The organism is Curtobacterium sp. MCPF17_018 (assembly GCF_003234135.1).
Classification (GTDB): domain Bacteria; phylum Actinomycetota; class Actinomycetes; order Actinomycetales; family Microbacteriaceae; genus Curtobacterium; species Curtobacterium flaccumfaciens.
In genome coordinates this window covers 18,602-41,938 of sequence record NZ_QKSJ01000005.1, presented here as the reverse complement: position 1 = coordinate 41,938, position 23,337 = coordinate 18,602, and the positions used below count along the sequence as shown (strand labels likewise).

The following is a 23,337-nucleotide window of genomic DNA, read 5'->3' as shown; positions in this document are numbered from 1 at the left end:
GCAACGAACGAGCGGCGCACCCGAGGGCGGACCGTCGTACCCTGGACCCATGAGCATGACGGAACCAGGCGGCGGCCTCGACGTGATGGACCGGGAGCTCGAGAAGCTCCTCGAAGACGAAGCGATCGAACCCGGTGACCACGAGCGGTTCTCGCACTACGTGAAGAAGGACAAGATCCTGCAGTCGGCCCTGTCCGGCAAGCCGGTCAAGGCCCTGTGCGGCAAGAAGTGGATCCCGGGTCGCGACCCTGAGAAGTTCCCGGTCTGCCCGGACTGCAAGGCCATCTACGAGAAGATGAAGGCCGAGTAGACGCGACCAGTAGACGGACAGGAGGCCCGTGGCGACGCCGCCACGGGCCTCCTGTCCGTCGTCTGCGTCAGCTGGCCGGACATCGTGAGCAGAAGAGGTCGGGTCACCCTCGGACACTCGACCATCTCTGCTCACGAAGCGGCGACGCGACGCGACGCACGTGCGCGAGTGCCCTAGACCACCAGGGTGGGGATGGCGGGGTCGCCGCGGCCGATGCGCGACGCGTCGGCTGGCAGCTCCGCTTTCGCGCGCTTGTGGTGCGCGCGTGCGGCCTCGACGCCCTGCGTGCCGAGGAACGCCGGGTCGACCTCGCCGCCGGTGACGACGGGGACCAGCAGCGGCCGCTCGTCCGGGCCGACCTGCGCACCCGTGAGCACGATCTCGGCGGTCGCGACGCCGTTGCGGAGTCGTCGGCCCGCCTCCTTCCGGCCGCCGATCGACGCCTTGTCGGCCGACTTCTTGGCGACGGGGACCCATTCGCCGCCGTCCGCGTCCCGGTGCGCGACGAGCTTGAACACCATGCCGGCGGCGGGGTGCCCCGAGCCGGAGACGACCGAGGTGCCGACGCCGTACGAGTCGACCGGGGCAGCTCGGAGCGCGGCGATCGTGTACTCGTCGAGGTCGTTCGTCACCGTGATCTTCGTGCCCGTCGCGCCGAGGCGGTCGAGCTGGGCGCGCACCGCGGCGACGACGGACGGCAGGTCGCCGCTGTCGATCCGGACGCCGCCGAGCTTGCCGTCGGTGAGCCGGACGGCCGTCTCGACCGCGGCCTCGATGTCGTAGGTGTCGACGAGCAGGGTCGTGCCGCTGCCGAGCGCGTCGAGCTGCGACCGGAACGCCTGCTCCTCGGAGTCGTGCAGCAGCGTGAAGGCGTGCGCGGCGGTGCCCATCGTGGGGATGCCCCAGGTGCGGCCGGCCTCGAGGTTGCTCGTCGCACCGAAGCCGGCGATGTACGCGGCACGGGCAGCGGCGACCGCGTTCCACTCACCGGTGCGGCGGGAGCCCATCTCGGCGAGCGGGCGGCCGTCGGCGGCGGACACCATGCGGGCGGCGGCCGAGGCGATCGCGGAGTCCGCGTTGAAGATGCTCAGGGCGAGGGTCTCGAGCACGACGGCCTCGGCGAAGGTGCCCTCGATCTGCAGGATGGGCGAGTTCGGGAAGTAGACCTCGCCCTCCCGGTAGGCGCGGACGTCGCCGCTGAACCGGTAGTCGGCGAGCCACGAGGCGGTGCCGGCGTCGATGACGCCGCGGTCGCGCAGGAACCCGATCTCCTCGTCGCCGAAGCGGAAGTCGCCGAGGGCGGTGAGGAAGCGTCCGAGTCCGGCCGCGACACCGTAGCGGCGGCCGTCCGGCAGCCGCCGAGCGAACACCTCGAAGACGCATCGGCGGTCGGCGGTGCCGTCCTTCAGGGCGGCGTCCACCATGGTGAGCTCGTACTGGTCGGTGAGGAGCGCGCTGGTCACGTCTCCGACACTAGTGACGTGACCCTCGGGAGGCCCGGATCACCTCGGGCGCCCGGCAAGCGTGGCGCGCGTGGTCGCGTCCGGGCTCGTCGGCGAGCGTCGGTACGCTGGTGCCGTGACGGATGCACCGATCGGAGTCTTCGACAGCGGGGTCGGCGGCCTCACCGTGGCCCGCGCCATCATCGACCAGCTCCCGCGCGAGAGCATCCGGTACGTCGGCGACACCGTGCACTCGCCCTACGGCCCGAAGCCCATCGCCGACGTCCGCCGCTACGCGCTCGAGGTCATGGACGACCTGGTCGAGCAGGGCGTGAAGGCCCTGGTGATCGGGTGCAACACCGCCTCGTCCGCCGTGCTCCGCGACGCCCGCGAACGGTACGAGCAGGCGTACGGCATCCCCGTGGTCGAGGTCATCCAGCCCGCGGCCCGCGCCGCCGTCAAGCAGACCCGCACGGGCCGCATCGGGGTCATCGGCACCGTCGGCACCATCGCGTCGCGCGCCTACGAGGACGCCTTCGCGGTCGCCGCCGACGTCACGCTGACCACCGCCGCGTGCCCCCGGTTCGTCGAGTTCGTCGAGGCGGGGGACACCTCGTCGCCGTCGCTGCGCGAGATCGCGGCCGGGTACCTCGACCCGATCCGTGCCGCCGACGTCGACACCCTCGTGCTCGGCTGCACCCACTACCCGCTCATGTCCGCCGCGATCCAGTTCGTCATGGGTCCGGAGGTCACGCTCGTCTCCAGCGCCGAGGAGACCGCGAACGACGTCTACCGCCGGCTCGTGGAGCACGGGCTCGAGCGCACCGCGACCACCGCCCCGACGTACTCGTTCGAGGCGACGGGCGACGACAAGAACGGCTTCATCCGGCTCGCCCGGCGCTTCCTCGGCCCCGAGGTCTCGAGCGTCGGCCACCTCCAGACGGGGGCCATCACGCTGCCCCGCACCGAAAGGACCCCATGACCGACAACCTCCGCGTCGACGGCCGCACCGCCACCGACCACCGTCCCGTCACCATCGAGCGGGGGTGGAGCACGCAGGCCGAGGGCAGCGCGCTCATCTCCTTCGGCAACACCAAGGTGCTCTGCACCGCGTCGTTCACCAACGGCGTGCCCCGCTGGCTCGCCGGCAAGGGCACCGGGTGGGTCACCGCCGAGTACTCGATGCTGCCGCGGTCGACCAACGAGCGCATGCAGCGCGAGTCCATCAAGGGCAAGGTCGGCGGTCGCACGCACGAGATCTCCCGCCTGATCGGGCGTTCGCTCCGCGCGGTCGTCGACACGAAGGCCCTGGGCGAGAACACCCTCGTCATCGACTGCGACGTGCTGCAGGCCGACGGCGGCACCCGCACGGCGTCGATCACGGGTGCGTACGTGGCGATGGCCGACGCGATCGAGTGGGGCCGCGCCAAGGGCTTCATCGCGAAGAAGGCCACGCCGCTCACCGACAGCGTGCAGGCGATCTCGGTCGGCATCGTCAAGGGGGAGCCGATGCTCGACCTGGCCTACACCGAGGACTCCGCCGCGGACACCGACATGAACATCGTCACGACGGGGTCGGGCAAGTTCATCGAGGTGCAGGGCACCGCCGAGCACGCGCCGTTCGACCGTGACGAGCTGAACGTCCTGCTCGACCTCGGCCTGGCCGGCAACCAGTCGCTCGCAGCGATCCAGCGTTCGGTCCTGGGTCTGGCGTGACGTCCCGCGAGGTGGTGCTGGCCACCCACAACCAGGGCAAGGTCGTCGAACTGCGCGAGATCCTCGGGTCGGCGCTGGGCGAGGGTGTCGAACTCGTCGGGTACGACGGCCCCGAGCCTGTCGAGGACGGCGACAGCTACGCGGCGAACGCCCTGATCAAGGCGCGTGCCGCCGTCGCGCACACGGGGCTGCCGGCGCTCGCCGACGACTCCGGGATCGCGGTCGACGCCCTCGGGGGCGCACCGGGCATCCACTCGGCCCGGTACGCCGGCACCCGCTCGGACGCCGACAACATCGCGCTGCTGCTCACGAACCTGCAGGGTGTCGTCGAGCGGACCGCCGCGTTCGTGTGCGCAGCAGCCTTCGTGACGCCCGACGGTCAGGAGCACGTGGTCGAGGCGGTCTGGAACGGCGAGGTGCTGACCGAGCCCGTCGGCGACGGCGGGCACGGCTACGACCCGGTGTTCCGACCGGACGACGCCGACCGCTCGTCGGCGGAACTCACCCGCGACGAGAAGAACGCCCTGTCGCACCGCAGCAAGGCGTTCCGGGGGATCGCGCCGATAGTTCGGGAGCACTTCGGCGTCTGAGCGCCAGCGCTCTTTCCGTTCCGCACAACCGGAGTCGCCCCGGACCACGTGATCACGTGGTTCGGGGCGACTTCGGTCGTGCGCTGGAGCGCGGGAGCGCCGGTACAGCCGGTGCTGCGGCTAGAGCGTCGGGTCGATCGTCGGGGCCGTGGTGGCCTCGGCCTCGTTCGTGTGCTTCGCCTTGCGGGCGTTGCGCAGGTACGTCAGCGCCATCGGCACGACGGTCACGACGACCGCGGCCAGCAGGATGATGTCGATGTACTCGCGGACGATGTGCGCCACGAAGGGGATGTGGCCGATGAAGTACCCGAGGAACGTCACGCCGACGCCCCAGACCACGGCGCCGATCGCGTTGTAGAGCGAGTACTTCTTGTAGTCCATCCGGCCGACGCCCGCGGCGATCGGGGCGAAGGTGCGGACGACCGGCACGAAGCGCGCCAGGATCACGGCGAGGGGGCCGAAGCGGTGGAAGAACGCGTTGGTGCGCTCGACGTTCGCCTTCGAGAAGAGCCCGCTGTCCTTGCGCTCGAAGATCGGTGGCCCGGCCTTCTTGCCGATGTAGTAGCCGAGCTCACCGCCGAGGAACGCGGCGGCGCCGATCATCAGCGCCGCGACCCACACCGGGATGCCGCCGATCTCGCCGCCGCGGTCGAAAGCGAACAGGCCGGTGATGACCAGCAGGCTGTCGCCCGGGAAGATGAAGCCGATGAGCAGACCGGTCTCGGCGAACACGATCGCGCAGACCACGAGCACGGCGATGGCCCCGAAGTGGTCGAGGATGTACTGCGGATCGAGCCACGGGATCAGGGCGAGTGCGACGGAGTGCATGGTTCTTCCGGTCGTGGAGGCGGGGGTCACGGGGAGGACTCCCGCGGGACGAGGGTACCGCCCGGAAGTGACCGGGCCATCCCTCGCAGGGCTGACCCGCTCGAGGCGTGCGGATGACCGCAACGGTGCGGCAGGAGGGACTCGGTGCGGAAGGAGGGACTCGAACCCTCACGCCTGGGGCACAGGAACCTAAATCCTGCGTGTCTACCGATTCCACCACTCCCGCGAGCAGCGGCAGTCTACCGAGCGCGGGGTACGGGGCGGACGTGCGCCGGGCCTCCAGGCCGTGGTGCGGACCGTGCGCGGTACGCAGGCGCCGCCGTGTGTCAGCGCAGCGGGCGCGGCAGGTACCGGGGGACGTACCGGAGCAGGATGCCCGCGCCGACCAGGCCGAGCACGCCCATCACCCCGCTGGCGACCGCGATGGACGCGACGGCGGTCACGCCGGAGATGAGGAGCGGTGCCGCCGCCGACCCGAAGTCGCCGGTGAACCGCCAGGCTCCCAGGAACGGTGCCGGGGCGTCGCGCGGTGCGAGGTCCGCGCCGAGCGTCATGAGGATGCCGGAACCGACCCCGTTGGCCAGGGACATGCCCATCGCGATCGCGACGAACCAGCCGACCCGGGCGTCCAGGTGGCCGCTCCAGGCGAGCAGGAAGTAGCTGATGCTCAGGCCGAGCATGCAGGGCAGCGCGCTCGCGAGCCGTCCCCACCGGTCCATGATCTGCCCGCTCGTGTAGAAGAGCGCGAAGTCGACGGCTCCGGCGATGCCGATCACGAGCGCCGCGGTCGAGTCGTCGAGGCCGACGCTCACCGCCCAGAGCGGCAGGATCACCTGCCGCCCGGCGCGCATGGCGCCGATCAGGCCTGCTCCGCTGCCGAGCCGCAGCAGGACCGCCCCGTTCGCGCGGATGGTGCGGAAGAGGCCCTGCGCCTCCTGCTGGACGAACTGCGCGCCGGTGTCGGCGGGCGGTTCGGTCGCCTGGTGGCTCGCGTCCGTCGCGTGGTCGGCCGACAGCCGGGAGGCCCGTGGTGGCAACCGCAGGCCGCGTGTGCCCGTCGCCGGGTCGCGCAGCACCAGGAGCACGGTCGCCGCCGCCAGGCAGCAGACGACGTGGATCCAGAAGGCGCTGCTGGTGGTCCCGGTCAGGTGGATGACGCCGGCGGCGATGAACGGTCCGACGAAGTAGCCGAAGCGGAAGACGCCGCCCAGGCTCGACAGCGCCCGTGCCCGGATCCGCAGGGGGATCGCGGTGGTCATGTAGGCGTGCCGGGCGAGTGCGAACACCGCGGTGGAGACGCCGACCAGGAACACCCCGAGCGCCAGGACCCAGGCGTTCGCGGCCGTCGTGGCGACGACGAGCCCGACCACCGAGACGAGCGCGGCGCCGATCATCGCGTTCCGCTCACCGATGCGGGCGACGACGATGCCGGACGGCACGTCGCCGATGAGCTCCCCGACCAGGATGAGCGAGGCGACGAAGCCCGCGAACGCCAGGCTGGCGCCGAGGGAGTCGGCCGCGATCGGGATGATCGGGATGATCGCACCCTCGCCGATCGCGAACAGCGCGGCGGGCAGGAACCCGGACAGCAGGACGGACCGGAAGTCGAATGAGTCGTTCCCCGTCGTGGCCATCGCCCGACCAACGGTACGCCAGCGGTACCGCTTCGTCGGCGGGTTACCCTGGAGGCATGCGTGTTCTTGCGGCGATGAGCGGTGGTGTCGACTCGGCGGTGGCCGCAGCCCGGGCGGTCGACGCCGGCCACGACGTGGTGGGCGTGCACCTGGCCCTGAGCCGGATGCCCGGCACCCTGCGCACCGGCAGCCGCGGGTGCTGCACCATCGAGGACTCGATGGACGCCCAGCGCGCCGCGTCGGCCCTCGGGATCCCCTACTACGTGTGGGACTTCTCGGCCCGGTTCAAGGAGGACGTCGTCGACGACTTCGTGGCCGAGTACCAGGCCGGCCGCACCCCGAACCCCTGCATGCGCTGCAACGAGCGGATCAAGTTCGCGGCGCTGCTCGAGAAGGCGCTCGCCCTGGGGTTCGACGCCGTCGCGACCGGGCACTACGCCTCGATCGTCACCGGTCCCGACGGCTCCCGTGAACTGCACCGGTCGGCCGCGTGGGCGAAGGACCAGTCGTACGTGCTCGGGGTCCTGACCGCCGAGCAGCTGCAGCACGCGATGTTCCCGCTCGGAGCCACCCCGTCGAAGGACGAGGTCCGGGCCGAGGCCGCCGAGCGCGGGCTGACGGTCGCCCAGAAGCCGGACTCGTACGACATCTGCTTCATCCCGGACGGCGACACCCGTGGCTGGCTGGCGGACCGCGTCGGCACCGCCCCCGGGGACGTGGTCGAGCGCGACGGCACGGTCGTCGGTTCGCACGAGGGCGCCACCGGCTACACCGTCGGACAGCGCCGCGGCCTGGCGCTCGGCCGCCCGGCACCCGACGGCAAGCCCCGGTTCGTGCTCGAGATCCGTCCGAAGGACAACACCGTCGTCGTCGGCCCGAAAGAAGCCCTCGCCGTCACCTCGATGTCCGGCTCGCGGTTCACCTGGGCGGGCACGGCCCCCGCCGACCCCGCGACGCCGTTCGCCTGCGACGTGCAGATCCGCGCGCACGCCGACCCGGTGCCCGCGACCGCCCGGGTGCAGGACGACGTGCTCGTGATCGACGTCGACGAGCCGCTGCACGGGGTCGCTCCCGGGCAGACCGCCGTGGTCTACGTCGGCACGCGGGTGCTCGGCCAGTGCACGATCGACACCACGGTCAGCGCCGTCCCCGTCGACGCCTGACCCCGCCGCTCCCGGGGCACAAGCTCGCTGCGCGCGGCGTCGGTGGGGCACGGTAGAACTGATGCCATGAGCGAGACCGACGCGACGTTCGAGACCATCGACCCCGACGGGCTCGACGCCGCCCAGGCCGCGCGCGAGGTCGACCGGTTGCGCGCCCGCGTCAACGAGCTGCGCCACGACTACTACGAGGGCAACGCCTCGCCCCTGTCGGACGCCGACTACGACGCCCTGGTGCACCGCCTCGATGCGATCGAACGGCGGTTCCCGGAGCTCCTGACGCCCGACAGCCCGACGCAGACCGTGGGCGGGCAGGCGCAGACGACGCAGTTCGCGCCGGTCGAGCACGCCGAGCGCATGCTCTCCCTCGACAACGTCTTCAGCCCCGACGAGCTCACCGAGTGGGCACTCAAGGTGCAGCGTGACGCCGGTGCCGAGCGGGTGCGGTTCCTGACCGAGCTGAAGATCGACGGCCTGGCGATCAACCTGCGGTACCAGCACGGTCGGCTCGTCTCGGCCGCCACCCGCGGTGACGGCGTGGTCGGCGAGGACGTCACCGGCAACGTCCGCACGATGGGCACGATCCCGGACCGCCTGTCGGGCACCGGCCACCCGCCCCTGGTCGAGGTCCGGGGCGAGATCTTCTTCCCGGTCGCCGAGTTCGACGAGCTCAACGCGAACCAGCGCGAGGCGGGGGAGCGCGTGTTCGCCAACCCGCGCAACGCCGCCGCCGGGTCCCTCCGCCAGAAGGAAGAGGGCAAGTCCGAGGCGAAGCGTGCCCTGATGGTCGACCGGCTGCGACGTCTGCGGATGCTCGTGCACGGCATCGGCGCGTGGCCCGTGCGTGAGCTCGAGCAGGGCACCGACGTCCGCAGCCAGTCCGAGGTGTACGAGCTGCTGCAGACCTGGGGGCTCCCGACGAGCAGCCACTACCGGGTGTTCGACACCATCGACGAGGTCAACGGCTTCGTGCGGACCACGGGGGAGCGCCGCTCGGCCGTCGAGCACCAGATCGACGGCGTCGTCGTGAAGGTCGACGACCTCGCCCTGCACGAGGAACTCGGGTCGACGTCACGGGCGCCGCGGTGGGCGATCGCCTACAAGTACCCGCCGGAAGAAGTGCACACGACGCTCACCGACATCGTGGTCAGCGTCGGCCGCACCGGCCGTGCCACCCCGTTCGCGGTGATGGCCCCGGCCGAGGTCGCCGGGTCCGTCGTCCGCCAGGCCACGCTGCACAACCAGCAGGTCGTCAAGGCGAAGGGTGTGCTGATCGGCGACACCGTCGTGCTGCGGAAGGCCGGCGACGTCATCCCCGAGGTGCTCGGCCCGGTGGTCGAGCTCCGGGACGGCTCCGAGCGCGAGTTCGTGATGCCGACGAACTGCCCCGAGTGCGGCACCGAGCTCGCCCCCGCGAAGGAAGGCGACATCGACCTGCGCTGCCCGAACGCGAAGAGTTGCCCGGCACAGGTGCGCGGTCGGGTCGAGCACATCGCCTCGCGCGGGTCGCTCGACATCGAGGGGCTCGGCGAGGTCGCGGCCGCAGCGCTCACGCAGCCGCTCCGCCCGGAGACCCCGCCGCTCGTCACCGAGGCCGGACTGTTCGACCTGACCATGCAGGACATCGTCCCGATCGAGGTCATCGTCCGCGACGCCGAGACGGGCATGGAGAAGGTCGACGACGACGGCACCCCGAAGCGCGTCACACCGTTCAGCCGGGCGCGCAAGAAGACCGACCCGCCGTTCGACCCCGAGGCGCGGGGCGCCGACTACACCGGTGAGCCGAGCCGCTACCCGTCGAAGAACGCGTTCGAGATGCTCGCGAACATCGACGCCGCGAAGACGAAGCCCCTGTGGCGGATCCTGGTCGGCTTGAGCATCCGCCACGTCGGACCCGTCGCCGCCCGAGCCCTGGCGAACCACTTCGGCTCCCTCGACGCGATCCGTTCGGCCTCGCGCGAGGACCTCGCGGCCGTCGACGGGGTGGGCGGCATCATCGCCGACGCCCTGCTCGCCTGGTTCGACGTCGACTGGCACCGCGAGATCATCGACCGCTGGACCGCGGCCGGCGTGCAGTTCGCCACCCCGGGCCACCCCGGCCCGGGCAGTGCCGACGTCGAGGGCGGCGTGCTGAGCGGCGTCACCGTCGTCGCGACCGGGTCCCTCGAGGGCTACACGCGAGAAGGTGCACAAGAGGCGATCATCACCGCCGGCGGCAAGGCGGCCTCGAGCGTGAGCAAGAAGACCGACTTCGTGGCCGCCGGTCCGGGGGCTGGTTCGAAGCTCACGAAGGCCGAGCAGCTGGGCGTCCGGATCATCGACGCCGAGCAGTTCCACCTGCTCGTGACCGAGGGGCCGGCGGCGCTCAGCGAACCGGAAGCGCCGACGACCGAGGACTGAGCGGGATGCACAGCACGCCCGGTCGCATCCGCTGAGCGCGGCGCGCCGTCGGACGTGCCCAGTTCGGGGGACAAGTTGCATCGCGCATGGATGATCGACGGACATCTCCATAGACTCGACCGAGCATCACCCGTCGTCTGCAGGGGGACGTCGGGACGGCCTTCCCGGGGGAGACCCGATTGCTGCTCATCGCTGCGGCTCTGCTCACCGCCTCGGTGCACTCGCTCGGAGTGATCGAGGCCCCAGGCATGCCCCCGGCGCACCAGGTCACGGTCTCCAGCACCGCCACGACCCGCATCGTCCCGGCCGCGGACCCCGTCGTCGCCACGCTCTCGGCGCCACCAGCGGCGGCACCGGCGGCACCAGCGGCGGCGTCGGCGTCGACGTCGGGGGTGGGGGTCGACGACCTCGCCGCCGCGCACGGACGAGCCTTCGTCGAGGACCTCGGCGCACTCGGCGCCGCCGACCTGCGAAGCGCAGCCACCGACCGTCGTGTCGTGGCGGCGGTGCAGGACGACCCGCCGCCCGCGCACACCGTCGCGCAGTGGTGGTCGCACCTGCCGGCCGACGAGCAGGACCGGCTCCGGGTGCACGCACCCGCCCTGGTGGGGAACCTCGAGGGCGTGCCGTACGCCGTCCGTGACCAGGCCAACCGCGCGACGCTGACGTCCGGCCTCGCCGACGCCGACCTCGGTGCTGCCCGGGCCGCGATGCTCGGGCAGGTCCGGGACTCCCTGGTGCAGGAGCCGGGCGACCCGCGGCGCTTCCTGGTGGCGCTCGACACCCGGGGTTCCGGGCGTGCGGCGATCAGCATCGGCGACCTCGACACCGCGGCCGACGTCACCGTCGTGGTGCCGGGCATGTTCTTCACGGTCACCGGGCAGATGACCGACTTCACGAACACCGCCAACGACCTGTCCCGCGAGCAGGCCACCCTGGCGCCGCTCGCCGCCACCGGCAACGGGTCGGGTGCCGCCGTCGTCGCGTGGATGGGGTACCGGACGCCGGACCTGTCGAACATCCTGTCGCTCGGGCTCGCACGGACCGGGGCGGAGCGGCTCGAACGGACCGTCGCAGGGCTGCGCGTGATCCGCGCGGGCGACCAACCGCGGGTGAACATCGTCGCGCACTCGTACGGGTCGACCACGGCGATGACGGCCCTGGCGTCGGGGCGGATGACCGCCGACACCCTGACCGTGCTCGGGTCGCCGGGCAGCGACGTCCGGACGGCGGCCGACCTCGCCGTCGCCACCGGGCAGGTCTTCGTCGGCGGTGCGCACAGCGACCCCATCGCGGGCTCCGGGTACTTCGGCACCGACCCGGGTGGGGCGTCGTTCGGGTCGACCGTGCTCGACCTGGCCGGGGGCGCCGACGCGCTGTCGGCCGGTGACGTGTTCCGGCGACCCGTGGGGCACAACGACTACCTCAAGCCGGGCACGGCATCGCTGCACGACGTCGCCCTGATCGGCATCGGGCGCGGCGACCTGGTGCGCGAGCAGGTCCGACGCGGGAAGTCGGGTGGTGACGACATCGTCGGCGCCTCGCCGGACATGTACCTCGTGCGCCCGCAGGACCTGCAGCCCCGTGACTGAGCGGCCCTGACCGACCGGGCGGACCCGCCGGTCGTGGCGACGCGGTGGGCGTGACCCGATCGTGACCGGCGGCCGACGTGCCGGAGCCGTCGCGGGCCTCCCGGCCGGATCGGTACGCCCGTGCGCATCGCGACCCGTCCCCGGAACGGGCTGGGGCAACCTGAACGCGACCGCAGCCTGCACTCGTTCCAGGGCAGAACCAGTACAGCCCTGCTGCCTACGGTGCCGTCATGCGTGTGGTGCGATGGCCTGGTGCTCTCCTGATGTTCGTGGTGATGTCCGTGCTCGCCGGCATGCTCGTCGCCGTCGCGGTGACCCCGGCGGTCGCCGTCGCGGGAGAGGGGACCTCCGGGGCGGTCTCGTTCTTCGAGGACCTGCCGACCTACCTGGACGTGCAGACCCCGCAGCAGGTGTCGTCCGTGTACGCGGAGAAGGGCGGGAAGCAGGTCAAGATCGCCTCGTTCTACGCTGAGAACCGCACGAACGTGACGGCCGACCAGATGGCGGACTCGCTCAAGCAGGCGGCGATCGACACCGAGGACCCGCGCTACCACGACGAGGGCGGCATCGACGTGCTCGGCACGCTCCGCGGTGTCGCCGCGACCGTCGTCGGCGGGGACGTGCAGGGCGGCTCGAGCATCACGCAGCAGTACGTCAAGAACGTCCTGGTGCAGCAGTGCGAGGAGCTCACGGGCACGGACCAGGCCGCCACCGAGAAGAAGGTCGAAGCCTGCTACGAGGACGCGGCCGGCGTCACGCCGCAGCGCAAGCTGCAGGAGATGCGGTACGCCATCGCGGTGAACAAGAAGTACTCGAAGGACGAGATCCTGACCGGGTACCTCAACATCGTCGGGCTCGGCGGGCGGGTCTACGGTGCCGAGGCCGGGGCCGAGCACTACTTCGGCGTGCACGCGAAGGACCTGTCGCTCGTGCAGTCGGCCACGCTCGTCGCGATCCTCAACAACCCGTCGAACCTGCGCATCGACGTGCCGAGCGACAAGGACAACGGCACGGCCAACGGGTACGAGCTGACGAAGGAACGCCGCGACTACGTGCTCCGCCGGATGCAGGCGCACGGCTCGATCACGAAGGCACAGATGACGGAGGCGATCGCGACGCCGGTCACGCCGAAGATCACCGAGACCGCGAACGGGTGCTCGACCGCCGCGACGAACTACGACGCCGGCTACTTCTGCGACTACGTCCGCGACCAGGTGCTGCAGGACCCCGCGTTCGGCAAGACCGCGGCGGCACGCATCGCCACGCTCGACACCAAGGGGCTGCAGATCCACACCTCGCTCGACCTCGACCTGCAGGGCCAGGCACAGTCCGCCCTGTCCACCTACGTGCCGGCCACGATGGCCGGCGTCGACGTCGGCGGCTCGAACGTCACCGTGGAGCCCGGCACCGGCCGGATCATGTCGATGGTCCAGAACACCACGTACACGCAGGGGGACAACGCCGCGGCCGGCGCCACGGCGGTGAACTACAGCGCCGACTCCGGGTACGGCAACTCGGGCGGGTTCCAGACCGGCTCGACCTACAAGGTGTTCACCCTGGCCGAGTGGCTCGCCAGTGGGCACACCCTGTCCGACTCGGTCACCACCTCGGAGCACCAGTTCGAGAACGCCGAGTTCACCAACACCTGCCAGAACGTCGCGGGCGGCACCTGGAACGTCGCCAACGCCGAGAGCGTGCCGTCGTCGATGTCGGTCGAGGCGGCGACGGTCGAGTCGATCAACACCGCGTACGCCCAGATGGGGAAGCAGCTCGACCTGTGCAAGATCGCCCAGCTCGCGCAGTCGATGGGCATCCACCGCGCCGACGGCGGTGACCTGACGCAGACGCCGTCCTCGATCCTCGGCGTGAACGAGCTCTCGCCGATCGACCTGGCCGAGGCCTACGCGGGCTTCGCCGACGGCGGCATCGTGTGCACGCCCACCGCGATCGACTCGGTGACCGATGCGGACGGCACGAAGATCACCCCGACGCCGTCGTCCTGCACGCAGGGTGTCTCGGCGGACGTCGCGGGCACGGTCGACTACGCGCTGCAGGGTGTCCTGTCCGGGTCGGGGACGGCCGCGAGCGCGAACCCCGGGGACAGCGTGGCGAAGTTCGCGAAGACCGGCACCACCGACGGTGACGTGCAGAACTGGCTCGTCGCGTCGTCGACGAAGTACACGAACGCCACCTGGGTCGGCAACGTGCAGGGGAGCGTGAGCCTGGCGAACTGGCCGTTCCTGCAGGGCACCACCGGGTACAGCGCGAAGTTCGGGGTCGGGAAGTCGATGATGGCGTACCTGGACCAGACCGTCGGCGGGGGAGCGCTGCCCGCGCCGAGCCAGGCGATGATCGGGCAGGCGAGCAAGTCGTCTTCGTCCTCGTCGTCTTCTTCGTCGTCGAGCTCCTCGTCCGGGCAGCGGACCGCGCAGGACGACCAGACGACGCCGGCGGCTGCGCCTGCCGCTCCAGGTGCGCAGGCTGCGCCCCCTGCTCCGGCGGTGCCGGCTGCGGGAGACCAGAACCGGAAGTGACCCTCTGGAGGCCCGGTGTCGGTCCGGCGGACCGGCACCGGGCCTCCGGGCCGTTGTCCACAGCCGCGCCTGCGCGCCCGACGCAGCCAATAGACTGTGGGGCATTCCACGAACCGATCGACGGAGCACCATGCCTGACATCACGAGCGAGCAGGTCGCGCACCTGGCGAACCTCGCACGTATCGCACTCACGCCCGACGAGATCGAGAAGCTGACCGGGGAGCTGTCGCACATCGTCGAGAGCGTCGCCAAGGTCGCCGAGGTCGCGACCGACGACGTCCCGGCGACGAGCCACCCCGTGCCGCTCGGCAACGTCACCCGACCCGACGTGGTCGGCACGACGCTGACGCAGGAGCAGGCGCTCTCCGGGGCGCCCGACTCCGACGGCGAACGGTTCCGCGTGACCGCCATCCTCGGCGAAGAACAGTAGGGCGAAGAACAGTGACTGACGACATCACGAAGCTGAGCGCCGCGGCGCTCGCCGACGCCCTCGTGGCGCGCGACGTCTCGAGCGTCGAGGCCACCCAGGCCCACCTCGACCGGATCGCCGCCGTCGACGGCGACGTGCACGCGTTCCTGCACGTCAACGAGAACGCCCTGGCCGTGGCGAAGTCGATCGACTCCCGCCGTGCCGCCGGCGACGACCTCGGGCCCCTCGCCGGTGTGCCGATCGCCGTCAAGGACGTCCTGTGCACGCAGGACATGCCCACGACCGCCGGGTCCAAGATCCTCGAGGGCTGGGTGCCGCCGTACGACGCCACCCCCGTCGCGAAGCTCCGCGCCGCCGGCCTCGTGCCGCTCGGCAAGACCAACATGGACGAGTTCGCGATGGGCTCGACCACCGAGTTCTCGGCCTACGGTCCGACCCGCAACCCGTGGGACCTCGACCGGATCCCCGGCGGGTCCGGCGGTGGCTCGGCCGCTGCGGTCGCCGCGCACGAAGCACCCTTCGCCCTCGGTTCGGACACGGGTGGCTCCATCCGCCAGCCCGGTGCCGTGACGGGCACGGTCGGCGTGAAGCCGACCTACGGCGGGGTGAGCCGCTACGGCGCCATCGCCCTGGCGTCCAGCCTCGACCAGATCGGTCCGGTGTCCCGCACCGTCCTCGACGCCGCGCTCCTGCACGACGTCATCGGCGGGCACGACCCGAAGGACTCCACGTCCATCCCGGACGCCTGGCCCTCGATGGCCGCCGCCGCACGCGAAGGGCTGCAGGCGGACACGCTCCGCGGCCTGCGCGTCGGCGTGGTGAAGGAGCTCGCCGGGGGCGACGGGTTCCAGGCCGGTGTCACCCAGCGCTTCCAGGAGACGGTCGCGCTGCTCGAGTCGGCCGGTGCGGTCGTCGTCGAGATCGACGCCCCGTCGTTCGCGTACGCGATCAGCGCGTACTACCTCATCCTCCCGGCCGAGGCGTCGTCGAACCTCGCCAAGTTCGACTCGGTGCGCTTCGGCCTCCGGGTCACGCCCGAGAACGGTGCCACCGTCGAGGACGTCATGGCAGCCACGCGCGAAGCCGGCTTCGGGCCCGAGGTCAAGCGGCGCATCATCCTCGGCACCTACGCCCTGAGCGCCGGCTACTACGACGCGTACTACGGCTCGGCGCAGAAGGTCCGCACGCTCGTGCAGCGGGACTTCCAGGCCGCCTTCGAGCAGGTCGACCTGCTCGTCAGCCCGTCGGCGCCGACGACCGCGTTCCCGATCGGTGAGCGCATCGACGACCCCCTGGCGATGTACCTCAACGACCTCACCACGATCCCGGCGAACCTCGCCGGTGTCCCCGGGATGAGCATCCCGAACGGCCTCGCGCCCGAGGACGGCCTGCCCGTCGGCGTGCAGCTGATGGCGCCCCAGCGTGAGGACGCCCGGCTGTACCGCTACGGTGCCGCCCTCGAGCGTCTGCTCGAACAGCAGTGGGGCGCGCCGCTCATCGCGTCCGTCCCGGACCTCGACCAGAGTCAGCAGTCCGCTGCGCAGGAAGGTGTGATCTGATGGCGCAGAAGGACGCGCTGATGGACTTCGACGAGGCGCTCGAGCGCTACGAGCCGGTGCTCGGCTTCGAGGTCCACGTCGAACTCGCGACGAAGACCAAGATGTTCTCGGACGCCCCGAACTTCTTCGGCGGCGAGCCCAACACGAACGTCACCCCGGTCGACCTCGGGCTGCCCGGGTCGCTGCCGGTCGTGAACGCACAGGCCGTGCGGTACTCGATCCAGCTCGGGCTCGCGCTCGGCTGCTCGATCGCCGAGTCCTCGCGGTTCGCCCGGAAGAACTACTTCTACCCGGACAACCCGAAGAACTACCAGGTCTCGCAGTACGACGAGCCCATCGCCTACGAGGGCGAGGTCGAGGTCGAGCTCGCCGACGGCACGATCTACAACATCCCGATCGAGCGCGCCCACATGGAAGAGGACGCCGGCAAGCTGACGCACGTCGGTGGTGCCACCGGCCGCATCCAGGGCGCCGAGTACTCGCTCGTCGACTACAACCGTGCCGGTGTGCCCCTGGTCGAGATCGTCACGAAGCCGATCTTCGGCGCCGAGCACCGTGCCCCCGAGCTCGGTGCCGCCTACGTGCAGGTCATCCGCGACCTCGTCCGGGCGCTCGGTGTCTCCGAGGCCCGCATGGAGCGCGGCAACCTGCGGTGCGACGCGAACATCTCGCTGCGCCCCCGCGGGCAGGAGAAGCTCGGCACCCGCACCGAGACCAAGAACGTCAACTCGTTCCGCGCCGTCGAGCGTGCGATCCGCTACGAGATCCAGCGCCAGGCCGCGATCCTCGCCGCCGGTGGCACGATCACGCAGGAGACCCGCCACTGGCACGAGGACACCGGCCGCACCTCGGCCGGTCGTCCGAAGTCGGACGCCGACGACTACCGGTACTTCCCGGAACCCGACCTGCTGCCCGTCGTGCCGGACCCGGCCGTCGTCGCGGAGCTCCGTGCTTCGCTGCCCGAGGCCCCGGTCGCACGTCGCCGTCGCCTGAAGGGTGACTGGGGCTTCGCCGACCTGGAGTTCCAGGACGTCGTCAACGGCGGTCTCCTCGACGAGGTCGAGGGCACCGTCGCCGCCGGCGCCGCACCACAGGCCGCCCGCAAGTGGTGGACCGGTGAGATCAGCCGCGTCGCCAACGCGCAGGACGCCGCTCCCGGTGACCTGGTGTCGCCGAAGCACGTCGCCGAGGTCATCGCGCTCGTCGAGTCCGGTGACCTGACCGACCGCCTGGCACGCCAGGTGCTCGAGGGCGTCATCGCGGGCGAGGGTTCGCCTGCCCAGGTCGTCGAGGCCCGCGGGCTCAAGGTCGTCTCGGACGACTCCGCCCTGACGGCTGCGGTCGACGAAGCACTCGCGGCGCAGCCCGACGTGCTGGCGAAGATCCAGGACGGCAAGGTCCAGGCGGCCGGCGCGATCATCGGTGCGGTCATGAAGGCCATGAAGGGCCAGGCCGACGCCGCCCGCGTGCGGGAACTCGTGCTGGAGCGCGCGCAGCAGTCGTAGGCAGTCCCACCACGGAGGGCACGTCACCGGTCGGTGCCGTGCCCTCCGTGCGTCCCGGTCGCCGTGTGCATCCTGGGGACGCGTCAGCGATCGGGTGACAGGATGAGTCGTGTCCGCAACGATCCGCGCCATCGGAACCGCCGTCCCCGAGACGACCCTCGACCAGCCCCGGGTGCGTGACCTCTTCTCCGCCCAACCCGACCTCGGGCGGCTCGGCAAACGGCTCGTCCCCGCCGCGTTCGACGGGTCGGCGGTCGACCAGCGGCACACCGTCCTGGAGGAACTCGACTCCGCACGTGCCGGTGGTGCCTTCCGTGACGACGACGGCACCCTGCGCTCGCCGTCCACCGGCTCCCGTAACGACCGCTACCGCGAACTCGCCCCGCCGCTGTTCGTCGCCGCCGCCCGCGACGCCGTTGAGCGCGCCGGCATCGCACCGGAGTCCGTCACGCACCTGGTCACCGTGTCGTGCACCGGGTTCACGCAGCCCGGGCCCGACATCGACGTCGTCGAGCAGCTCGGGCTCCCCGGTGGCGTCTTCCGGCACCACATCGGCTTCATGGGGTGCTGCGCCGCATTCCCCGCGCTCCGGATCGCCGCGGCGTTCGTCGACCAGGACCCGGACGCTGTCGTGCTCGTGGTCTGCGGGGAACTCTGCACCCTGCACGTCCGCGCCTCGAACGACCCCGACCAGATCGTCGCGAACAGCGTCTTCGGCGACGGTGCGGCCGCCGCGGTGGTCGCCCGCGACGGAGCCGGTCTGCGCTTCGACGACTTCACCACGGCCGTGGTGCCCGAGGGAGCGTCCGAAATGGCGTGGAACATCGGGGACGAGGGCTTCGAGATGGTCCTGTCCACCGCCGTGCCGAAGCTCGTCGGCCTGCACGTCCCGAGCGCCGTGCAACCGCTGCTCGACGGCGGGCCCGCCTCGGACGTGCCGGTGTGGGCGGTCCACCCGGGCGGCCGGGCCATCCTCGACCGCACCCAGGAGTCGCTCGGCCTGCCGGACACTGCGATGGAGTCGAGCCGGCGGGTGCTGCGCGAACACGGCAACATGTCGAGCGCCACCGTGCTCTTCGTGCTGCGCGACGCCGTCGACGCCGGTCTCGAGGACGGCAGCCCGGTCGTCGCGCTGGCCTTCGGCCCCGGCCTCACGGTGGAGAGCGCCCGGCTCACCGCCGTCCGGACCGAGGCGTCGCCGGCCGTCGAACCCGCGCGCGTGCCGGCCGTCGAGCCCGCGCGTGTGCCGGTCGCGACCACGGGCGTGGCGTGAGCCGTCGCACCGGAGACGGCCCGGGCCTCCCGTCCGTCGACCTGCGCACCCGCGCGCTCGACCTGACCGAACTGATGGACGACCCGGACTGCGACCCGCGCGCGCTCGCCCGCACGTTCCGGCGTTTCGCCGTCGTGAACGCGCTCGTGAGCGGCTGGCGTGCAGCCTGGCGCTCGCACGTCGTGCCCGCGTTGCCGGCGAACGGCCGGGGGCGGGTGCTCGACCTGGGGTGCGGCGGCGGCGACCTGGCCCGCTCGCTGGTGCGGTGGGCGGCGAGCGACGGCTTCGACCTCGAGGTCGTCGGGGTCGACCCGGACGAACGCGCCATCGCCGCGGCACGACGGTCGTCCCCGACCGGTGTGACGTTCCGGCAGCAGTCGAGCGGTGACCTGGTCGCGGCGGGTGAGCGGTTCGACGTCGTCGTATCGAACCACGTGCTGCACCACCTGGGCGACGAGGAGCGGCGGGGGTTCCTGGCCGACTCGGAGCAGCTCGCGAGCGGACGCAGCCTGCACTCGGACATCCGGCGGTCGACGGCGGCCTACCGGGCGTACGCGCTCGCGTCGCCGCTCGTGGCGGCGGGGACGTTCATCCGCGTCGACGGCCTGCGGTCGATCCGCCGGAGCTTCACCGTGCCGGAACTCCGCGACGTGCTGCCCGGCGGGTGGCGGGCCGAGGCGGCCGCACCGCACCGGGTGCTCGCGATCCGCGACGCGTGAGCGGGCGGGCCGACCGGACCTTTCGTGCTCAGCGACAGATCACGGGCGTGCGGAGGCGTGAACTGTCGCTGAGCGCGAACGGCCAGCCGGTGGCGACGCGCGCCGCTACGGCCGCAGCAGCACCTTGATGGCCCGGCGCTCGTCCATCGCGCGGTAGGCCTCGGCGGCCTGGTCGAGCGGCAGCTCCAGGTCGAAGACGCGACCGGGGTCGATCGCGCCGGACAGCACGTCGGGCAGCAGCTCGGGGATGTACTTCCGGGCCGGGGCCATGCCGCCCGCGATGGCGATGTTCGTGTCGAACAGGTAGCGCGTGCCGATCGTCGGCACCCCGTGCGGGACCCCGACGAAGCCGACGTTGCCACCGGGGCGCACCGAGTGCAGCGCCTGGTCCATGCTCTCCTCGGTGCCGACGGCCTCGACGGCGCAGTCGGCCAGATCGCCACCCAGCAGCTCCCGGACGGCGTCGACGCCCTCGGCACCACGGGCGGCCACGATGTCGGTCGCTCCGAACTCGCGGGCGAGCGCCTGGCGGTCGGCGTGCCGGCTCATCGCGATGATGCGGTCCGCGCCGAGCCGCTTCGAGGCGAGCACGGCGGACAGGCCGACCGCGCCGTCGCCGACCACGACGACGGTCTTGCCGGGGCCGACCGCTGCGGACACGGCGGCGTGGTGCCCCGTCGAGAAGACGTCGGACAGGGTGAGCAGCGACGGCACCAGGGCCGGGTCGACCGGGCCGGGGACGACGACGAGCGTGGCGTCCGCGTCCGGGATCCGCACGTACTCGGCCTGTGCGCCACCGACGGGGTCACCGTAGGCGTCCGTGCCGCCGAAGCCGGACAGGTGCTCGCAGCCGGTGGTCATGCCGTGGCGGCAGGCCTGGCAGGTGCCGTCGTTCATGGTGAAGGGGGAGATGACGAAGTCGCCCTCGTGCAGGCCGGTGACGTCGTCACCGACGGCGACGACCTCGCCGACGAGCTCGTGGCCGATCGGCCGCGGCCGCTTCGTCTCGGTGACGCCGCGGTACGGCCAGAGGTCCGATCCGCAGACGCAGGCCGCGAGGACCTTGACGACGACGTCCTTGCCGGACAGGAGCCCGGGTCGGTCGCGCTCCTCGACGCGGATGTCGTTCGGGGCGTGGATGATCGCTGCGCGCACGGGCGGGCCTTCCGTCGAGATGATGGGGAACCGGCGCGGTCGACGTCGTCCGGGCCGTCGTCGACAGTACCCTCGTGCGGGTGGACGACGACCGGTACGGCGGCGATGTGCTCTCGGGGGACTGGCGCTCGCGCGGGGTGAAGAAGGTGCGGCAGGTGCCGCTCGAACGGGACATGGTGCTCGAGGACCCGGACTCCGGGTGGGCCGGTGCCGTGGTGGGGCTCGAGGCGGGCAACATCGCGCTCGAGGACTGGAAGGGCCGCACGCGCTCCTTCCCCTTCACCGGGCAGTTCCTGCTCGAGGGTGAGCTGGTGACGCTGGGGCGGCCGTCGGCGCCGGTCGGGCGGTCGGCTGCGGGTGCTGCTGGGGCTGGCGCTGCTGGTTCCGCTGGCCGTGCTGGCGCTGCTCGTTCCGTCGGTGCCGTGCATGCGGACTGGAGGCCCGGGGGCGCGCCCGCCGTGCGGCAGGCGTCCGACGGCGGTCGCCTCCGCACCGCGTCCGGATCGTTCGCCGTGGAGTCGCAGCGTGCTCGGGTGGCGCTCCCCAGCCGCATCATGGTCGAGGGCAAGCACGACGCGGAACTCGTCGAGAAGGTCTGGGGCGCCGACCTGCGCGTCGAGGGCGTCGTGGTCGAGGAGCTCTCCGGCGTCGACAACCTGGCCGCCGTGCTCGAGGAGTTCCAGCCGACGCGGGAGCGCCGGGTCGGGGTTCTGGTCGACCACCTGGTGCCCGGGTCGAAGGAGTCCCGCTTCGCCGACGCCGTGATGCGTGGCAGGTGGGGAGCGCACGTGCTCGTCGTCGGGCACCCGTTCGTCGATGTCTGGCAGTCGGTCAAGCCGGCGCGGGTCGGGCTGCGGGCGTGGCCGACGATCCCGCGCTCGATCGAGTGGAAGGCGGGCATCTGCCAGGCGCTCGGCTGGCCACACGCCGAGCAGGCCGACATCGCCCGGGCGTGGCAGCGGATCCTCGGGCAGGTGCGCACCTTCGCGGACCTCGAGCCGGAGCTGCTCGGCCGTGTCGAGGAGCTGATCGACTTCGTGACGGAACCACAGGCCTGAGAACCGGCGGATTGCCCGACCGGCGCGGTGTGCCGGGGGTGATCCGCGCCTCCAGGCCTACTGTTGAGGGATGGACGGCATCGACGGTCGCGTGCGGGGCGCGGTCGACCTGTGGCTGCGCTGGCTGCCGCGCTGGCAGATCGGTACCGCCCGCCCGCGCACACGCATCTGCCGGAAGTGCACCGGGTCCCCGATCGCCGCGGCCGCCGGGTTCGGACCCGACGTGCCGCACGCCGTCCAGCACGCGCTGATCGGGCGGATCTCGACGATCGTCGAGGACGCCATCGACGACTACACGGCGAAGAACCTGCCGCTGCTGCAGCGTGAACTCGAGCGGGCGGCGGCCCGGAAGCGGCACGCGGGGTACCAGCCGGCCGAGGGGTTGTCGCCGGAGTTCCAGGGCCTGGACGTGGACCCCGAGCCGTCGCCGGGGTCGCCGTTCCTGTTCACGCTGGGCGAGCTGGCCGGCACCGGTGCGGGAGAGCAGACGCCGCGCGAGCCGTTGTCCGACGAGGCGAAGGCTGCGCTCCGGCACGAGATCGCGCTGTCCGACGAGTGTGCGCGGTCGACCGGTACCGCGGTGTGCCTGGCGCTCATCGACCACCGGCCGCGGATCGCCGAAGCCGTCGAACGGCTCGTGGAGCCGCAGATCGAGGCGCTGGTGTCGGACATGTTCCGCGGGTTCGACGGGCCGGACGAAGGGGCGCGTTCGGGCCTGTTCTGAGCGGTGTTCAGCGCCCGGCGACGGTCGCGTTTCGGTCCGACCGACGTGCGGCAGCGCGCAGGACCAGACGAGCGATCCCGCGCCACCCGAGCAGGAACACCCCGAGCACGATCGTCGCGACGATCACGAACGAGATCGGCAGCGGATTGCCGTCGACGTCTCCCTGACCGGTCGCGACCCGGATCGCCAGTCCGACGAACACCGTGAGCACCCACACCACGACGCCGGTCGGCCAGAAGCGCAGCGGTCGTGACCAGGCGCCGCTCGTGACGTAGGCGATCGCCCACCCGGCCAGGAACGGGTAGACCGTCGTCCACAACGAGAGCACCGAGTTCGATTCACCGTGCGAGGAACGGCCGATGAGTGCGAACAGGACGATCAGCACGATGTCGATCACGGCTGCGAGCCAGCCCCAGGTGCGAAGTGTCACGGCTCCATTCTCGCAGCCGACGAGCCTCGGCCATCGCGCCCGTCGGACCTGTGGAGAGATCGGTTCCGTGCACGGACTGGTCGCACCGACTCGCACGGTGCCCCGCTGCCGCGACGGTCGATGGATGCGTGCACTTCCACCGTTCCCCACTGCTCCGGACTGTCCCTGGTCCCCTTGGCCCGAACGGGACCACGTCATCGAGTTCGACGGCGAGGTGAAGTACCGCGACCCGTCGATGCTACGCGGGGGCACGGCTGCCCATGCCGTGATCGCCGAGA

Annotated in this window: 20 protein-coding genes and 1 tRNA gene; 15 read left to right on the top strand and 6 right to left on the bottom strand. The window is 71.7% G+C overall.

Annotation, left to right across the window (positions count from 1 at the left end; all coding sequences use genetic code 11):
- Nucleotides 1-49 precede the first annotated feature (49 nt).
- Nucleotides 50-310, top strand: a complete 261-nt coding sequence (locus DEJ27_RS07475) for a DUF3039 domain-containing protein (protein ID WP_099051947.1) — start codon at nucleotides 50-52, stop codon at nucleotides 308-310.
- Nucleotides 311-483: 173 nt separating this feature from the next.
- Here the strand turns inward: DEJ27_RS07475 and DEJ27_RS07470 are convergent, their stop codons facing one another.
- Nucleotides 484-1,773, bottom strand: a complete 1,290-nt coding sequence (locus DEJ27_RS07470; RefSeq protein WP_111090635.1) for a nicotinate phosphoribosyltransferase — start codon at nucleotides 1,771-1,773, stop codon at nucleotides 484-486.
- A 115-nt stretch (nucleotides 1,774-1,888) separates the two neighbouring features.
- Between DEJ27_RS07470 and murI the strand changes: the two genes are divergently transcribed.
- Genes murI through rdgB form a run of 3 tightly spaced genes read left to right on the top strand, consistent with a single transcriptional unit; the run spans nucleotide 1,889 to nucleotide 4,058 of the window.
- On the top strand, nucleotides 1,889-2,734 hold the full coding sequence (murI, locus tag DEJ27_RS07465) for a glutamate racemase (RefSeq protein ID WP_111090692.1): 846 nt from the start codon (nucleotides 1,889-1,891) through the stop codon (nucleotides 2,732-2,734).
- Nucleotides 2,731-3,468: a ribonuclease PH gene (gene rph, locus DEJ27_RS07460; RefSeq protein ID WP_027464601.1), complete on the top strand. Its 738-nt coding sequence runs from the start codon at nucleotides 2,731-2,733 to the stop codon at nucleotides 3,466-3,468. Before murI ends, rph begins: the two co-directional genes overlap by 4 nt.
- Nucleotides 3,465-4,058 (top strand): RdgB/HAM1 family non-canonical purine NTP pyrophosphatase, encoded by a 594-nt coding sequence (rdgB, locus tag DEJ27_RS07455; RefSeq protein WP_027464602.1) that lies wholly within the window; start codon nucleotides 3,465-3,467, stop codon nucleotides 4,056-4,058. Before rph ends, rdgB begins: the two co-directional genes overlap by 4 nt.
- 120 nt (nucleotides 4,059-4,178) lie before the next feature.
- Here rdgB and DEJ27_RS07450 read toward each other — a convergent pair whose 3' ends face one another.
- From DEJ27_RS07450 to DEJ27_RS07440, 3 genes are all read right to left on the bottom strand, one after another.
- Entirely contained in the window at nucleotides 4,179-4,886 is a 708-nt protein-coding gene (locus tag DEJ27_RS07450) for a DedA family protein (protein WP_110862732.1), read from the bottom strand.
- Between the two features lie 145 nt (nucleotides 4,887-5,031).
- Nucleotides 5,032-5,112, bottom strand: a tRNA-Leu gene (locus DEJ27_RS07445).
- A gap of 100 nt (nucleotides 5,113-5,212) precedes the next feature.
- The gene (locus DEJ27_RS07440) at nucleotides 5,213-6,520 is read right to left on the bottom strand and encodes an MFS transporter (RefSeq protein WP_111090634.1); all 1,308 of its coding nucleotides are present in this window, start codon (nucleotides 6,518-6,520) and stop codon (nucleotides 5,213-5,215) included.
- Between the two features lie 56 nt (nucleotides 6,521-6,576).
- Between DEJ27_RS07440 and mnmA the strand changes: the two genes are divergently transcribed.
- From mnmA to DEJ27_RS07395, 9 genes are all read left to right on the top strand, one after another.
- Nucleotides 6,577-7,683 carry a tRNA 2-thiouridine(34) synthase MnmA gene (gene mnmA, locus DEJ27_RS07435; RefSeq protein WP_027464605.1) on the top strand — a complete coding sequence of 369 codons (1,107 nt, stop codon included), beginning with the start codon at nucleotides 6,577-6,579 and terminating at the stop codon, nucleotides 7,681-7,683.
- Between the two features lie 66 nt (nucleotides 7,684-7,749).
- Complete coding sequence (gene ligA, locus DEJ27_RS07430) at nucleotides 7,750-10,080, top strand: NAD-dependent DNA ligase LigA (protein WP_111090633.1); 2,331 nt, start codon at nucleotides 7,750-7,752, stop codon at nucleotides 10,078-10,080.
- A gap of 179 nt (nucleotides 10,081-10,259) precedes the next feature.
- Nucleotides 10,260-11,672 carry an alpha/beta hydrolase gene (locus tag DEJ27_RS07425; RefSeq protein WP_111090632.1) on the top strand — a complete coding sequence of 471 codons (1,413 nt, stop codon included), beginning with the start codon at nucleotides 10,260-10,262 and terminating at the stop codon, nucleotides 11,670-11,672.
- A gap of 230 nt (nucleotides 11,673-11,902) precedes the next feature.
- Nucleotides 11,903-14,206: a transglycosylase domain-containing protein gene (locus DEJ27_RS07420; RefSeq protein WP_146244668.1), complete on the top strand. Its 2,304-nt coding sequence runs from the start codon at nucleotides 11,903-11,905 to the stop codon at nucleotides 14,204-14,206.
- Between the two features lie 130 nt (nucleotides 14,207-14,336).
- Nucleotides 14,337-14,636 (top strand): Asp-tRNA(Asn)/Glu-tRNA(Gln) amidotransferase subunit GatC, encoded by a 300-nt coding sequence (gene gatC / locus DEJ27_RS07415; RefSeq protein ID WP_017887005.1) that lies wholly within the window; start codon nucleotides 14,337-14,339, stop codon nucleotides 14,634-14,636.
- 11 nt (nucleotides 14,637-14,647) lie between these two features.
- Nucleotides 14,648-16,195: an Asp-tRNA(Asn)/Glu-tRNA(Gln) amidotransferase subunit GatA gene (gene gatA, locus DEJ27_RS07410; RefSeq protein ID WP_111090630.1), complete on the top strand. Its 1,548-nt coding sequence runs from the start codon at nucleotides 14,648-14,650 to the stop codon at nucleotides 16,193-16,195.
- On the top strand, nucleotides 16,195-17,700 hold the full coding sequence (gatB, locus tag DEJ27_RS07405; RefSeq protein ID WP_110862725.1) for an Asp-tRNA(Asn)/Glu-tRNA(Gln) amidotransferase subunit GatB: 1,506 nt from the start codon (nucleotides 16,195-16,197) through the stop codon (nucleotides 17,698-17,700). The genes gatA and gatB overlap by 1 nt, the downstream gene beginning before the upstream one ends.
- Nucleotides 17,701-17,809: 109 nt before the next feature.
- Nucleotides 17,810-18,973 carry a type III polyketide synthase gene (locus DEJ27_RS07400; RefSeq protein WP_111090629.1) on the top strand — a complete coding sequence of 388 codons (1,164 nt, stop codon included), beginning with the start codon at nucleotides 17,810-17,812 and terminating at the stop codon, nucleotides 18,971-18,973.
- Nucleotides 18,970-19,692 (top strand): methyltransferase domain-containing protein, encoded by a 723-nt coding sequence (locus DEJ27_RS07395; RefSeq protein WP_111090628.1) that lies wholly within the window; start codon nucleotides 18,970-18,972, stop codon nucleotides 19,690-19,692. Before DEJ27_RS07400 ends, DEJ27_RS07395 begins: the two co-directional genes overlap by 4 nt.
- Nucleotides 19,693-19,797: 105 nt before the next feature.
- On the opposite strand, the gene DEJ27_RS07390 is transcribed toward DEJ27_RS07395, so the two are convergent.
- Nucleotides 19,798-20,847 carry a zinc-dependent alcohol dehydrogenase family protein gene (locus DEJ27_RS07390; protein ID WP_111090627.1) on the bottom strand — a complete coding sequence of 350 codons (1,050 nt, stop codon included), beginning with the start codon at nucleotides 20,845-20,847 and terminating at the stop codon, nucleotides 19,798-19,800.
- An 80-nt stretch (nucleotides 20,848-20,927) separates the two neighbouring features.
- Here DEJ27_RS07390 and DEJ27_RS07385 point away from each other — a divergent pair, with 80 nt between their 5' ends.
- Both DEJ27_RS07385 and DEJ27_RS07380 read left to right on the top strand, forming a co-directional pair.
- A complete protein-coding gene (locus DEJ27_RS07385) occupies nucleotides 20,928-21,905 on the top strand; it encodes a DUF3097 domain-containing protein (RefSeq protein WP_111090626.1) in 978 nt (325 codons plus the stop codon).
- A gap of 70 nt (nucleotides 21,906-21,975) precedes the next feature.
- Nucleotides 21,976-22,629 (top strand): spermidine/putrescine ABC transporter substrate-binding protein, encoded by a 654-nt coding sequence (locus DEJ27_RS07380; RefSeq protein ID WP_111090625.1) that lies wholly within the window; start codon nucleotides 21,976-21,978, stop codon nucleotides 22,627-22,629.
- 7 nt (nucleotides 22,630-22,636) lie between these two features.
- Here DEJ27_RS07380 and DEJ27_RS07375 read toward each other — a convergent pair whose 3' ends face one another.
- Nucleotides 22,637-23,059 (bottom strand): DUF3054 domain-containing protein, encoded by a 423-nt coding sequence (locus DEJ27_RS07375; protein ID WP_111192599.1) that lies wholly within the window; start codon nucleotides 23,057-23,059, stop codon nucleotides 22,637-22,639.
- Between the last annotated feature and the right edge of the window lie 278 nt (nucleotides 23,060-23,337).